General features: G+C 65.1%; 11 protein-coding genes. 7 read left to right on the top strand and 4 right to left on the bottom strand.

All coding sequences use genetic code 11. The features are described 5' to 3' along the window. The first annotated feature begins 51 nt into the window (after window positions 1-51). From V6584_RS05520 to V6584_RS05500, 5 genes are all read left to right on the top strand, one after another. Window positions 52-1440 (top strand): glycoside hydrolase family 30 protein, encoded by a 1389-nt coding sequence (locus tag V6584_RS05520; protein ID WP_340469478.1) that lies wholly within the window; start codon window positions 52-54, stop codon window positions 1438-1440. Then, on the top strand, window positions 1437-2171 hold the full coding sequence (locus V6584_RS05515; RefSeq protein ID WP_340469477.1) for a DUF624 domain-containing protein: 735 nt from the start codon (window positions 1437-1439) through the stop codon (window positions 2169-2171). Before V6584_RS05520 ends, V6584_RS05515 begins: the two co-directional genes overlap by 4 nt. Before the next feature lie 18 nt (window positions 2172-2189). After that, a complete protein-coding gene (locus tag V6584_RS05510; protein ID WP_340469476.1) occupies window positions 2190-2882 on the top strand; it encodes a TetR/AcrR family transcriptional regulator in 693 nt (230 codons plus the stop codon). A gap of 461 nt (window positions 2883-3343) precedes the next feature. Next, window positions 3344-6691 (top strand): mupirocin-resistant isoleucine--tRNA ligase, encoded by a 3348-nt coding sequence (gene ileS / locus V6584_RS05505; RefSeq protein WP_340469782.1) that lies wholly within the window; start codon window positions 3344-3346, stop codon window positions 6689-6691. A 214-nt stretch (window positions 6692-6905) separates the two neighbouring features. After that, the gene (locus tag V6584_RS05500; RefSeq protein ID WP_340469475.1) at window positions 6906-7271 is read left to right on the top strand and encodes a hypothetical protein; all 366 of its coding nucleotides are present in this window, start codon (window positions 6906-6908) and stop codon (window positions 7269-7271) included. Window positions 7272-7310: 39 nt separating this feature from the next. On the opposite strand, the gene V6584_RS05495 is transcribed toward V6584_RS05500, so the two are convergent. Beyond that, a complete protein-coding gene (locus V6584_RS05495; protein WP_340469474.1) occupies window positions 7311-8261 on the bottom strand; it encodes an aldo/keto reductase in 951 nt (316 codons plus the stop codon). Between the two features lie 449 nt (window positions 8262-8710). On the opposite strand from V6584_RS05495, the gene V6584_RS05490 reads away from it, so the two are divergent. Beyond that, entirely contained in the window at window positions 8711-9598 is an 888-nt protein-coding gene (locus tag V6584_RS05490) for an SPFH domain-containing protein (RefSeq protein WP_340469781.1), read from the top strand. 114 nt (window positions 9599-9712) lie between these two features. Here the strand turns inward: V6584_RS05490 and V6584_RS05485 are convergent, their stop codons facing one another. From V6584_RS05485 to V6584_RS05475, 3 genes are all read right to left on the bottom strand, one after another. Further along, a complete protein-coding gene (locus tag V6584_RS05485; RefSeq protein WP_404802635.1) occupies window positions 9713-10570 on the bottom strand; it encodes a patatin-like phospholipase family protein in 858 nt (285 codons plus the stop codon). A 144-nt stretch (window positions 10571-10714) separates the two neighbouring features. Continuing rightward, the gene (gene murI, locus V6584_RS05480) at window positions 10715-11494 is read right to left on the bottom strand and encodes a glutamate racemase (protein ID WP_340469472.1); all 780 of its coding nucleotides are present in this window, start codon (window positions 11492-11494) and stop codon (window positions 10715-10717) included. A gap of 153 nt (window positions 11495-11647) precedes the next feature. Then, on the bottom strand, window positions 11648-12232 hold the full coding sequence (locus V6584_RS05475) for a vitamin K epoxide reductase family protein (protein WP_340469780.1): 585 nt from the start codon (window positions 12230-12232) through the stop codon (window positions 11648-11650). Between the two features lie 218 nt (window positions 12233-12450). Between V6584_RS05475 and V6584_RS05470 the strand changes: the two genes are divergently transcribed. After that, window positions 12451-13374 (top strand): PHP domain-containing protein, encoded by a 924-nt coding sequence (locus tag V6584_RS05470; protein WP_340469471.1) that lies wholly within the window; start codon window positions 12451-12453, stop codon window positions 13372-13374. Window positions 13375-13468 lie beyond the last annotated feature (94 nt).

Genomic DNA, 13468 nt, shown 5'->3' with positions numbered 1-13468 from the left:
GGGCCAGGTCGGGAGGCCAGGGGGACGACGGGAGCGTGAAGAGGAGGGGAGATGCCGGTCAGGATATTCCGCAGCGGCGGGCCGGGTCGCATGATGCAGGAGTTGGATCCCGGAACCGGACCCGAGGGGGGCCATGCCAGGCCCTCCTCCTGCCGGCCTCCGGCCCCACAGGTCCTCCTGAGGACCGACCCTGCCGTCTCCTACCAGGAGGTGATGGGGTTCGGGGCCTCCTTCACCGACTCCTCCGCATACCTGGTTGCGCATCGTCTCCCACCGGCCGCCCGCCGCGGCCTCATGGACCGTCTGTTCGACCCGGTGCGGGGAATCGGCCTGTCCGTCCTGCGCAACCCCATGGGGGCCTGTGACTACTCCCGTGACTTCTACACCTATGACGACCAGCCACCTGGGCGGGAGGACAGGAGACTGGGGTCCTTCTCGATACGTCATGACCTGGATGCGATCCTCCCCCTGACCCGGTGGGCCATGAGGCTCAATCCCGAGCTCAGACTGATCGCCTCCCCCTGGAGCCCGCCCGCCTGGATGAAGACCAGTGGCTCCATGATCGGGGGCCGTCTGCGGGTGGACTGCCTGCCTGTCTATGCCGACTACTTCGTCAGATTCATACGTGAGTATGCCCGTCTGGGTGTCCCCGTATATGCGGTGACCCCCCAGAACGAGCCCCTCTACGAACCGGGCAACTATCCGGGGATGATCCTGCCCGCCGACCAGGAGGCCGATTTCATACGCGACCACCTGCGACCCGCCCTTGACCGGGCCGGACTGGACACGAGGATCCTGGGATACGACCACAACTGGGACCGGCCCGACTACCCCCTGGACCTGATCGACAGGGCCGGGGGGAGTCTGGACGGCATCGCCTGGCACTGGTATGCCGGATCCCCCGAGACCCAGGGGCTGGTCAGCGGTCTGGGACCTGGCTGCGAGGCCTATGTCACCGAGGGGTCGGGCGGCCAGTGGATACCCCCCTTCCGCCCGGCCTTCGCCCATCTGATGAAGACGGGTATCGCTGCCATGCGTCAGGGGGCCCGCTGCCTGGTCCTATGGAACCTGGCCCTGGATGCCAAAGGAGGACCCGTCGTCCCCGGGTTCGGGACCAGCACCTGCCGGGGCCTGGTCACTGTGGGCAGGCGGGGGAGGGTGGACTACAACCTGGATTATTACGGCCTGGCCCACTTCAGCCGGTTCGTCCGCCCGGGGGCACGGCGGATCGGCATGGACCAGGCCGAGGGTCTGCCCGCCGTCGCCTTCAGGAACACAGACGGGAGCCAGGTGGCCGTCCTCTTCAACGACCGGAGGGCATCCCTCAGGTTGGGTGTCCGCTTCGGGCCTGCACGCCGGGAGGGAGGGGCGGACCTGACCCTTTGGCCGGGGACGGCCGCCACCCTGGTCTGCCAGCCGGACACGGAGGAGGAGACATGAACAGGATCTTCTCCCTGGATGGCCCGCTCTACAGGTTCCTCGACAGGGTCTGGCAGCTCCTTCAGCTCAACGTCCTCTTCCTCCTTTCCTGCCTCCCCCTGGTCACGGTGGGGGCCGGTCTGACCGCCCTCTTCTCGGTGGTCGTCTCCATGCAGGAGGAGGGGACGGTGAAGGTGGGAGCCCGCTTTTGGAAGGCCTTCAGGTCCCGTTTGGCCAGGGCCACGCAGGCCTGGCTTCTGATCGTCGCGGTCCTTGCCGCCCTGATCGGGGCCTACTTCCTCCTGGCCGACCTGACCAGGGGGTCCCAGTTGGTCCTCCTGCCCTTCATGGTCCTCGTGGCCTTTTGCATACTGGCGGCCATGCCCGTCTTTCCTCTTCTGGCATTGGGGCTCGAAGACGGGGGCGGGTCCCAGCCGACGGATCCCTCCCTTGCGGACCCCGCTCTGGCCGATCCCTCCCTGGGCAGGCTCCTGAAGGCCTCGTTCGGGCTGGGACTTGGGCATGTGCTCGAGTTCGGAGGCATGTTCCTTCTGATCGTCCTAATCTGTATACTGCCGGTTTTCCTTCCCAGACTCTGGCCACTGTGGCTCCTCTTCGCCGGATCCCTTGTGGCCTATCCGCAGGCCTGGCTCTTCCGCCGGGCCTGCGGAATCCAGCCGGTCCGGTCCGGGGGGCCTGGAGGGGCTGACGGAATCGGCGAGGGAGAGCGGGGAGGCTCCGGGCGTCGATGACATGTAAGGGAGGTTTGCATGACCCAGAAGAAGATGGACGGGGTCCAGGCCGACAGGAAGGCCTCCACCAGGCACCGGCCGGTCACCCTGCGCAAGCGTGAGGAGATACTGAAGGCCGCCCTCGATGTCTTCGGCCGCAAGGGGGCCGCAAAAGGCACCCTGGAGGAGATAGCCGACCAGGTGGGGATGACCAGGGCAGGCATCCTCCACCACTTCGGTTCCAAGCGACGGCTCCTGATCGAAGTCCTCAAGTACAACGATGCGGAGGAGGTGGCGGACCTTCCCGACCGGAAGATGCCCCAGGGGGGTGCCGGTTTCGACCACCTCCTGGGGACCATAGCCCAGCATGCACGGAACCCCGAGATAGCCCGCTCCTTCATCACGCTTTCCTCCGAGTCGATCACCGAGGGGAACCCCGGCCACCCCTTCTTCAGGAACAGGTATGCCAACCTCCGTGGGGAGGTGGCGGACTGGCTGGTGGAGATGGCCCGGGAGAAGGGGAAGGAGCTTGACAGGGACCATGCCCTGATGGTCAGTTCATCCATCCTGGCGGTCATGGACGGCCTTCAGCTCCAATGGCTGATGGATGAGGGGGAGGAGGGGCAGATCGACATGGTCCGCACCCTATCCTTCACGATGCATATCCTCGTCTCCGCCGTGCTGAACGGTTCCCCGGCCGACTGCCCGGACGGCGAGGGGGGCTGGGGGTGACGCATCCGGGCGATCCCCTGCCTGGGGAGGCATCCTGACCTCACGATCTGCCCGGGTGGTGATTCAAAGGGCGATCCCCCTGCGTGGGAGGCGTCCGGCGGTCTGCCGGCGGTCTGTCGGCGGTCCGCTGAGAGGCCGTTCGGTCCGGTCAGCCCTGTCCACCTGGTGAACAGGGCCGCCCTCTTTCCATGGGCGATGGTAGTATCCATTCGTAATGGGCTAGGATCCGTCATCAGCGGGGAGCCCTCGGAAGAACGGAAGGTGTCCACATGCCCTTCCCATTAGACCCGACGGGTGGGCCCGCACAGCCCTCATGAAGCGGTCGCAGGCCTTCCGGCCCTGCGGCAAGCGAGGTGGTACCGCGGCGGCAGGGGTTTCCTGCCAGTCGTCCTCGTCAAGGTGTGGATGAGCGACGAGGAGGGTGTGCGGTGAGTGATTCCATCGTTTCCGACGATTCCGGCATGGGCGGAGGGTCCCCGGTTGCGGGCGGCCGAGGCGGGCACAAGGTGTACCCCAAGGCGGTGACCGGCCCTTCGACGGCCAAGGTGGCCCCCAACCCCGGTTTCCCCCACATGGAGGAGGAGGTCCTGGACTACTGGGACCGGGATGACACCTTCGACAAGTCCGTGGACCGCAGGCCCTCCGGCGACCATGCCGACAACGAGTTCGTCTTCTTCGACGGCCCTCCGTTCGCCAATGGCCTTCCCCACTACGGCCACCTCCTGACGGGCTACGTCAAGGATGTGATTCCGCGTTACCAGACCATGAAGGGCCACAAGGTCAAGAGGGTCTTCGGCTGGGACACCCATGGTCTGCCGGCCGAACTGGAGGCCCAGCGGGAGCTGGGGATCGACAGCGTGGACCAGATAGAACGGATGGGCATCGAGAAGTTCAACGACGCCTGCCGTTCCTCCGTCCTCAAGTACACGGGCGAGTGGAAGGACTATGTACACCGTCAGGCCCGGTGGGTCGACTTCGACCACGGCTACAAGACCCTTGACGTCCCCTACATGGAGTCGGTCATGTGGGCCTTCAAGACCCTGTATGACAAGGGGCTGGCCTACAAGGGCTACCGGGTCCTCCCATACTGCTGGAAGGACCAGACCCCCCTGTCCAACCACGAGCTGCGCATGGACGCGGACGTCTACCGGGACCGCCAGGACACCACGGTGTCCGTGGCAGTCAAGCTGCGGGACGAGGAGGATGCCTACGCGGTCTTCTGGACGACGACCCCCTGGACCGTCCCCACGAACCTGGCCATCGTGGTCGGCCCCGACATCGAGTATTCCGAGGTCAGGCCGGTCAGCGGGGACTTCGCCGGGAAGAAATTCTACCTGGCAACGGCCCGCCTGGGCGACTACGCCAAGCAGCTGGGGGAGGACTACCAGGTGGTGCGGACCCTCACAGGCTCCCAGATGGAGGGCTGGCGGTACTGGCCGGTCTTCCCCTACTACGCCGACGGTAAGGCCCTGGCCGAGGGCGGGACCCCCGGCCCCAACGCCTACACCATCTACACCGCGGACTACGTGGACACCGTGGAGGGGACCGGCCTGGTCCACCAGGCCCCCTACGGCGAGGACGATATGAACACCCTCAACGCCAAGGGGATCAGGACCGTTGACCCCCTGGACGTCGGTGCCGTCTTCACCTCCGAGTGCCCGGACTACGAGGGGATGCAGGCCTTCGATGCCAACCTGCCCATCATCCGCAACCTGCGTGCCGGCGACGGCCCCCTGGGCCGGATCCCCGCCGAGCACCGGGCCATCCTCTTCCAGGAGAAGAGCTACGTCCACTCCTATCCACACTGCTGGCGCTGCGGCACCCCGCTGATCTACAAGCCGGTCTCCAGCTGGTTCGTCTCCGTCACCAAGATCAAGGACCGCCTCCTGGAACTCAACCAGGAGATCAACTGGATCCCCGAGAACGTCAAGGACGGCCAGTTCGGCAAGTGGCTGGCCAACGCCCGTGACTGGTCCATCTCCCGCAACAGGTTCTGGGGTTCGCCCATCCCGGTCTGGGTGTCGGACGACCCCAAGTACCCCCGGGTGGATGTCTACGGCTCCCTGGATGAACTCAAAAGGGACTTCGGGCGTTATCCGACCGACGACAAGGGTCAGGTCAACATGCACCGGCCCTGGATCGACCGGCTGACCAGGTCCAACCCCGACGACCCCACGGGTAAGTCGACCATGCACAGGATCTCGGACGTGCTGGACTGCTGGTTCGAGTCGGGCTCCATGCCCTTCGCCCAGTTCCACTACCCCTTCGAGAACAAGCAGTACTTCGAAGACAGGGACCCTTGCGACTTCGTGGTGGAGTACATCGGACAGACCCGCGGCTGGTTCTACACCATGCATGTCATGTCCACGGCCCTCTTTGACAGGCCGGCCTTCAAGAACGTGATCTGCCACGGCATCGTCCTGGGTTCGGACGGGCAGAAGATGAGCAAGCACCTGCGCAACTACCCCGATGTGAACGGGGTCTTCGACAGGTATGGTTCCGATGCCATGCGCTGGTTCCTGATGAGCTCATCCATCCTGCGCGGGGGCAACCTGATAGTCACGTCCGAAGGGATCCGCGACACGGTCCGCCAGGTCATGCTGCCCGTCTGGAGCTCCTACTACTTCTACACCCTCTACGCCAACGCGGCCAATGGCGGGGCCGGATACGAGGCCCGTCAACTCCGGCCCGACCAGGTGGAAGGGCTGCCCAGGATGGACCGCTTCCTCCTGGCCCGGCTGCGCCGCCTGGTCCTGGCGGTCGAGAAGGCTCTGAACGGGTTCGCCATCTCGGATGCCTGCGATGCGGTCGCCGACTTCATCGACGTGCTGACCAACTGGTACATCCGCAACAACCGAGACCGCTTCTGGAAGGAGGACCACCAGGCCTTCGACACCCTGTACACCGTCCTGGAGGTCTTCGCCCGGGTCCTGGCACCCCTGGCCCCGATGGAGGCCGAGGAGATCTGGCGGGGCCTGACGGGAGGCGAGTCGGTCCACCTGACCGACTGGCCCTTCGTGGCTGAAGAATCCACCGGTCAGGAGACGGAACTGGGAGGGGTCCTCAAGGACGACCCGGCCCTGGTCGCCGCCATGGAAAAGGTGCGTGAGGTGGTCTCCTCCGCCCTCTCCCTGCGCAAGAACCAGCAGATCCGCGTCCGCCAGCCCCTCTCGCTCCTCACGGTCGTCGTGGAGGATCCGGCCGCCGCCATGCCCTATGTGGACATACTCGAATCCGAGCTCAACATCAAGAAGGTGGAGTTCTGCACCCTGGACCAGGCCCAGGACCGCGGTCTGCGCATCATCAACGATCTCAAGGTCAACGCCAGGGCGGCCGGCCCCAGGCTGGGCAAGCAGGTCCAGGCCGTCATCAGGTCCTCCAAGGAGGGCCATTGGCGGGAGGAGGAGGGCCAGGTGGTCGTCTCGACCCCATCCGGTGATGTGCCCCTCCAAGAGGGTGAGTACCAGCTGGACAAGAGGATAGAGCAGGCGGACGGGCATGATGCCGACAGGAGTGCATCATCCCCCCTCCCCACAGGGGGCTTCGTCATCCTTGACACCGAGCTGGACGACGACCTGATCGCCGAGGGCCATGCCCGCGACCTCATCCGTCAGGTCCAGGATGCCCGCAAGGCCGCCGGTCTGGACATAGCCGACAGGATCTGCCTCACCCTGACCATGCCGGCCTCACAGGTCGGGAGGACCGAACGGTTCCGTGACCTGATAGCCCGGGAGACCCTGGCCACCAGTGTGGAGGTCAGGGCCTCGGATGGGGTCTCCCAGCCCCAGGTGGACCTGGAGAAGGCCTGAGCGGTTTTCCTCCCTCCCCTTGACAGGCCTGCGCCCCGACCATCCTACAGGTCGGGGCGCAGGCCTTTTCCCGGTGAAAAGCCATCTGATACCATCGAGGGGAAGGTCCGGAAGGGCGGACCAGATTCGCAGCCCCTGCGGATTCGAACGTCAATATCCTTGCGGAGACTGAAGGCGGGAGAGATCCGCCCTCCGCCGGATATGGATTGGAACCATGCAAGATTCAACTGTCATCGACATCATCCCATTGGCGGGAGTGGTCTTCTTCCTCCTCGTCTATTCACTCATGCTCCTGTGCACCTCAAGGGTCGACAGGGTTGCGATGCCGAGGGGGTCCAAGGCGCTGACCCTGTGCTCCCTCTTCATGACCTCGCTGCTTTCGGCCTGCTTCATCTTCTTCCTCTACCTTGCCGAGGGGCCGGCCGAGGACCGGGCGGTCAACGAAATCTACTCCGACTATCTGATAGCCACGGGGACCGTCATCATCGTCCTCATCCTTGTCCATGTGGTGGTGACCGGGAAGGCCCTGAGGAATATGGGCAGACAGGTGGAAGAAGGCCCCGTGCGGACAGGGAGGTAATCCCTCCGGGCCCCGCCCCGGCCGGTCCCTTCCGAGTGGTCAGGCACCGACCCTGGCGCTGACCTCGTCCAAGGTGGACATCTCGTCGTCGCCAAGCTCCAGCTTGGCTGCAGCCAGGAGGGCGGGCAGCTGGGCTGGGGTCCGGGCCGAGGCGATGGGGGCGGCGATCTGGGGGCGACGGTTGAGCCAGGCCAGGGCCACGGTGGCTGGTTCGACCCCATGGGCCTTGGCTATGGAATCCATGGCGGAGACCACGTCCAGGCCTGCCCGGGTGAAGAAGTCCCGGACCATCCCCTCGCGCTGCCGGCCCTTGAGGTCGTCCTCGGTCCTGTACTTGCCGGTCAGGAAGCCCGAGGCCAGGGCGAAGTAGGGGAAGACGCAGAGGTCCTCCTCCTGCGCCACCTGCATGAGACCGTCCTTTTCGTAGGATCTGCGGTAGACCAGGTTGTATTGGGGCTCCAGGGCCACGGGCAGGGCCAGGCCGTCGCGGCGGGCGATGGAGAACCATTCGCGGATCCGGTCGGACGAGTAGTTCGACAGGCCTATGGCCCTCACCTTCCCCTCCTTGACCAGGTGGTCGAAGGCTGCGGCCGTCTCCTCCAGCGGGGTGTCCTTGTCGTCGAAGTGGGCGTAATAGAGGTCGATCACATCAAGGCCCAGGCGCAGGAGGGACTCGTCCGCGGCGGCTTCGACGTTTTTGGCCGAAAGGCCGGGATACTGGGGGTGCTGACTGACCTTGGTGGCCACCAGGACCTGGTCCCGCCTTCCGCTGCGGGCCAGCCAGCGGCCCAGGACGATTTCCGACTCGCCCCCGCTGTGGCCGGGGGCCCATGCCGAGTAGACGTCGGCCGTGTCGATCAGGTTCCCTCCCGCATCCACATAGGCATCCAGCACCTGATCGCTGGTCCTTTCGTCGCTGGTCCACCCGAAAGTGTTCCCGCCCAGGACCAGGGGGAAGATCTCCTGGTCAACCGTCCGCAACCTCGTCATATGATTCCTTTCATCGTGGTGAGCCCTTTCCTGCCTCGAGTCTATAGCGGGAGGGCCGCCCCGCCGGTTTGTTCCCCCATCCGGGAAGTCGCCCCCCTCCCCAACAGGATGAGGGGGACGCAGGAGTGAGGGGGACGCAGGAGTGAGGGGGACGCAGGAGTGAGGGGTCCCGCCGGCGCGGAATGGACCCGGCACCCGGGTCCATTCCCCTGGCCTGGGTCCCGTCTGCAATGTGACGGGGAGGGTGCTTGAAAGTAAGGGATATGCGTTAATCTGTTTATCATGTTCCGCCTTGGCGGCGGGTCTGTCCGTCGTGACCGGCCCGCCGGACGGAATGCGGGGTTGAAAGGGAATCATAAACGTTGTGGCGCCGACGGTGTTTTCCGGTGGCCGGATTGAGGGAGATTGATGTGTTAGGTGCAGCTGGAACAGGTTTGGGGAACATCATCATGATCGTACTGGTGTTGATCATCGTCATCGCCTTGCTGTGCTCGGCGATTTATGTCGTGCCGCAGCAGCAGGCCTTCATCGTAGAGCGGTTCGGCAAGTTCCACTACGTGGCGGAGGCAGGGCTGCATGCCAAGATCCCACTCGTCGATCGCGTGGCCACCAAGACCAACCTCAGGGTCAGCCAGCTGAATGTCAGCCTGGAGACCAAGACCCTGGACAACGTCTTCGTGACGGTGGTCGTGTCCACCCAGTTCCGTGTGGAGCCCAAGAACGTCGCCACGGCTTACTACGAGTTGCGTGATCCGGCCGGCCAGCTCCGTTCCTACCTTGAGGATGCCCTGCGCAGCGCCATCCCCGCCCTCAGCCTGGACGACGCCTTCGCCCGCAAGGATGACATCGCATCCGACGTGCAGAAGACGGTCGGCATGGAGATGCAGCGGTTCGGCTTCTCCGTGATCAAGACCCTGGTCACCGCCATCGATCCCTCCTCACAGGTGAAGCAGGCCATGGATTCCATCAATGCGGCACAGAGGGAGAAAGAGGCCACGCGTGAGCGCGCCGCCGCCCGCCGGATCGAAATCGAGACGCAGGCCCAGGCCGATGCCGAAAAGACCAGGCTCCAGGGTGAGGGCCAGGCCAACTACCGTCGTGAGATCGCCAACGGCATCGTCGACCAGATCAAGAGCCTGAGGGCCGTCGGGATGGACATCGAAGATGTCAACAATGTGGTCCTCTTCAACCAGTACCTGGACGTGACCAGGTCCCTGGCGGAGTCGGCCAATGCCAAGACCCTGGTCCTGCCGGCCTCCACACCTGGGGGATATCAGGAGCTCTTCAGGCAGATGACCGATGCCATGCTGACGGCCCAGAGCGAGCCCAAGGACTGACGCAGACGGTCCCCATGAAGCAAAGGACGGGGACCCGACCGGTGCCTGGTCCCTGCCTGTGCACGGACCGACGGTATCTGGCCGGGTCCCCGTCCGTTTCCCCGCCGGGGACGGTCAGCTCTTGAGGTAGCCGGCTATGGCCTTGGCATCCCTGTACCCCCGCCGGTACATCTTGGTCAGGCCCTCCCGGGACTTGTGGAGGGTGTCCAGGCCGTAGAGCTGGTCTGGGGCCAGGATCAGGACCCGCCCATCCTTCTCGAGGCGTCTGGCCAGGGCAAGCTCGTCGTTGTAGGTCTTGTAGCGTTGCATGAACCTCTCTCCGGCCTTGGGGTAGGAGCGGGAGAGTATCCGTGCGGGTATGGCGTCATGGCTCCGGGTCCGCTGGTAGTCCTTGGGCCTGGTCAGTACCAGCACGATCCGTTCACAGCCGTCGTCCAGGGCCTTCTGCACCGGGATCGGATCGGCTATCCCCCCGTCGAAGTAAGGGACCCCGTCGATCATGTAGGGCTTGTTGGCCACGGGCACCGAAGAGGAGGCCTTGAGGACGTCGTAGTCATCCTGCCGGATGTCCGACTTGTCGAAGTAGGTGGCCGACCCGTCGTTCCCATTGCAGGCGACGATGGTGAATCCGGCCGGGTTGGCTGCCAGCGCCGGGTAGTCCAGGGGGTACTCCCCGTCATGCTTGGAGAGGGTCCCGTAGACGTAGTCGAGATTGATGTAGTTGCCGTCGGTGAAGAAGTTGCCTGCTCCCGCATAGGCCTTGCGGGAGGAGTAGACCAGGTAGAAACGGTAGAGCCTGCCCTTCTGGCCGGCCAGGAAGGAGGCCAGGTTGGCGCTGCCGGCGGAGACCCCGTAGCAGCGGTCGAAGTCGATGCCGTCCTCCAGGCACCTGTCGAGGATGCCGGCCCCGAAGATGGAGCGGTACCCTCCGCCGACGTCTATGATTGCGGTTCGTCCGGTGACCATGGCCATCCCCTTTTCATCGCCTGCCCCCGCCCGGGGAAACCGGGCCAGGGGGACCCATATAGGCAAAAGCATAGGTCCATCGGGCGGACAAGCCGCTGCCGGGCCAACCGGCAGGGACGGATTCCCGCCCTCCCTCTCCTGTGGACGGTTTCAGGGGCGGTCCAGCAGTCGTTTCGAATAGGCGATCATGGCTGGGGAGGGGTCGGAATTGCCTATCTCTATGACCCCCTCCTCCTGGCTCCCGTTGAGCTGGTCGGAATCGGTGAGGCGGTCGGCCAGGTGGCGGGCCGTTCCCCCGTTGCCGTCCAGGATCGCCACATTGCCGGGGCAGATGGAGCGGAAGTAGTCGCGGAAGAAGACGAAGTGGGTGCAACCCAGGACGATGGAGTCCACCTGGTCAAGGTTGTAGGGGGAGAGGTAGCGGCTGATTGTGGACCTGACCAGGTCCCCCTCGTCCAGGCGGCCTGATTCCACGATCTCCACCAGGTCCGGGCAGGGTTGGGGCCATATGGTGTGGGTGCTCTTGAACCTGTCCATCAGGCGGGCGAATTTCTGCTCCTTCAGCGTCAGTTCCGTGGCGGCGACGATGATCCGTTGCGGCCGTCCCTGACCCCGGTCGCAGGCCAGTTTGAGGGCGGGCTCCATCCCGATGACCGGGATGGGGTATCGCCGGCGCAGGTCGTTGACGCAGACGCTGGTGGCCGTGTTGCAGGCGATCACGATGGCCTTGGCCCCCCGGTCCACGAAATTCCGGGCGATGTCCAGACTCAGCTCCCGGACCTCCTCCGGGGCCTTGGTCCCGTAAGGGGCGTGGGCGCTGTCACCGAAGTAGAGGATGTCCTCATGGGGAAGGAGGGCATGAACGCTCCTGACCACGCTCAGACCGCCCAGACCTGAATCGAATATGCCGATCGGTGCCGATGATGCCATGAGAAACGAACCTCCATTGAACTCGGTCCCAGTCTACCGCCGGAGGCCGTCGGGCAGCCGCAGGAGAAGGCCGGGTGGTAAGGCATGTCGGCCGGCCCTGGCGGCGGTTCCGGCAGGCGGCCTCGTACGGGCCCCGGGCTGTGGCCTTCCACCTCAGAAGAGGTCAGGGCCCTCCACGACCACGATCAGGGCGGCCAGGGCCGCAAGCCATACCAGGTCGAACATGAGGTCGAAATGGAGGCGGTAGGAGCGTCTCAAGGCGCGGGCAAGGGGGGCGGAACGGCCCGTGGGGGAGGGGAGGCGGCGGACCGTCACGGTGGCGTGGGTCAGTGCCATGAACTGGATGGTCGTGGCGAACATGAGGGTAAGGCACCAGGGGCACAGGGCCTTGATCACGAACATGGACTGGATGAAAAGCCAGTAGGCGAAAATCAGGGCGAACAGGCCGCCCACCCAGGAGGAGACGTTGAACCAGCGGGGGAGGGCGGCCCCTGTCATCCCGATCACGGCCAGGGTGACGAAGACGGATTCGGCCGCTATGCCGAAGAAGGCATTGGGGACCGGCAGGGTGCCCAGGCGGACGAGTTCGGACTGCCATGACTGGGCCACAGTGGAGCAGGAGACCAGGGCGTTGATGTCGCAGCTGAGCCGGCTGGCCGGATGCCTGGCAAGCTGGAGGGTTTCGGCCGCCAGTACGAAGGAGGCGAAGAGGGCGACGGCCGAGGAGAGCAGGACCATCAGGTAGGTCCATGCGGGGCCGTGCCTGAAGCCCTTCAGGCCTTCATCGTCCCACTGCGGGGATGCCGCCGCCTCCCCGTCCGGGTCTGCGGATTCGACCTCCGCTTCACCATTTCCGATCCCAACGCCCAATCTGCCCCCTCATCCGCACCGATCCGCCCGCAGGTCCTGGACCCCCGTGGCGACGGTTCTCGCAGCGACAAGTCTAAAATGATCCTATGACCCAATCAGAGGACTCCCGCCCCTCCGCTCAGGAGGGTGGCCATACGGACCCCGGCTCCGGCTGGGACCTGCACTGTCACACAGTATTCTCAGACGGGACCATGACCCCCTCCCAGATGGTCGGGGAGGCCATCCAGGCCGGTCTGGAGGGTGTGGCCATCACCGACCATGACACGAATGCGGGTTGGCAGGAGGCCGAAGAAGCATCCCGCCGGTCAGGCCTCCCCCTGATCCAGGGGACGGAAATCACCGCCCAGGACGGTCCTGTATCCGTACACATGCTGGCCTACCTCTACGACCCGGACGACGGGGCCATGAGGGACCTCTTCGAGCGGACCCGCCGGGCGAGGATGACCAGGACCAGGACCATGGTGGACCGGATCGCCAGGGATTACCCGATCACCTGGGAGGGGGTCCTGGCCCAGGTCAAGGAGGGGGGAAGGACCACAATCGGCCGGCCCCACATTGCTGATGCCCTGGTGGCCGCCGGGGTCTATGAGAATCGCAGCCAGGCTTTCGCAGGTGCCTGTTCCTCCGACAGCCCCTACTACCTGCCCACACCGTCTCCGACCACGGACCAGGTGCTCAAGGCCGTCAAGGAAGCAGGCGGGGTGGTCGTCATAGCCCATCCCGGTGCGGTCAACCGCAACCCCGTCCTCCTGTCCGATGAGAGGATAGCAGCCCTGTCAGGTCAAGGTCTGGACGGTCTGGAGGTCTGGCACAGGGACAACCCGCCGAGTGAACGTACCCGTCTCCTGGGTCTGGCCAGGCGGTACGGCCTCCTGGTCACCGGGGGATCGGACTGGCACGGCAGGGGCAAACCCAACCGCATCGGTGAGAACACGACGGGGCGGGAGACCGTGGAGGAGATCGTCAACCGGGGAAGGGGAAGGGCGCCCATCGGTCTGCGAGGCCGGTGAAGGCCGGACGGGAGCAGGAGGCCCCATAGGGGTGGACGAAAAAGGGCCCGGCAGGAAGCCGGACCCGCTGGGGCAGGGTCATAAAGTCCCCAAA

It is taken from the genome of Bifidobacterium favimelis, from assembly GCF_037963085.1.
Classification (GTDB): domain Bacteria; phylum Actinomycetota; class Actinomycetes; order Actinomycetales; family Bifidobacteriaceae; genus Bombiscardovia; species Bombiscardovia favimelis.
This window is presented reverse-complemented; position numbering and strand designations above follow the sequence as displayed.

What these genes read in the sequence shown, in the direction of transcription:
- V6584_RS05520 (WP_340469478.1), top strand. Translation starts at nt 52, where the DNA reads ATGCCGGTCAGGATATTCCGCAGCGGCGGGCCGGGTCGCATGATGCAG.
- V6584_RS05515 (WP_340469477.1), top strand. Translation starts at nt 1,437, where the DNA reads ATGAACAGGATCTTCTCCCTGGATGGCCCGCTCTACAGGTTCCTCGAC.
- V6584_RS05510 (WP_340469476.1), top strand. Translation starts at nt 2,190, where the DNA reads ATGACCCAGAAGAAGATGGACGGGGTCCAGGCCGACAGGAAGGCCTCC.
- ileS (WP_340469782.1), top strand. Translation starts at nt 3,344, where the DNA reads ATGGGCGGAGGGTCCCCGGTTGCGGGCGGCCGAGGCGGGCACAAGGTG.
- V6584_RS05500 (WP_340469475.1), top strand. Translation starts at nt 6,906, where the DNA reads ATGCAAGATTCAACTGTCATCGACATCATCCCATTGGCGGGAGTGGTC.
- V6584_RS05495 (WP_340469474.1), bottom strand. Translation starts at nt 8,261, where the DNA reads ATGACGAGGTTGCGGACGGTTGACCAGGAGATCTTCCCCCTGGTCCTG.
- V6584_RS05490 (WP_340469781.1), top strand. Translation starts at nt 8,711, where the DNA reads ATGATCGTACTGGTGTTGATCATCGTCATCGCCTTGCTGTGCTCGGCG.
- V6584_RS05485 (WP_404802635.1), bottom strand. Translation starts at nt 10,570, where the DNA reads ATGGCCATGGTCACCGGACGAACCGCAATCATAGACGTCGGCGGAGGG.
- murI (WP_340469472.1), bottom strand. Translation starts at nt 11,494, where the DNA reads ATGGCATCATCGGCACCGATCGGCATATTCGATTCAGGTCTGGGCGGT.
- V6584_RS05475 (WP_340469780.1), bottom strand. Translation starts at nt 12,232, where the DNA reads ATGGTCCTGCTCTCCTCGGCCGTCGCCCTCTTCGCCTCCTTCGTACTG.
- V6584_RS05470 (WP_340469471.1), top strand. Translation starts at nt 12,451, where the DNA reads ATGACCCAATCAGAGGACTCCCGCCCCTCCGCTCAGGAGGGTGGCCAT.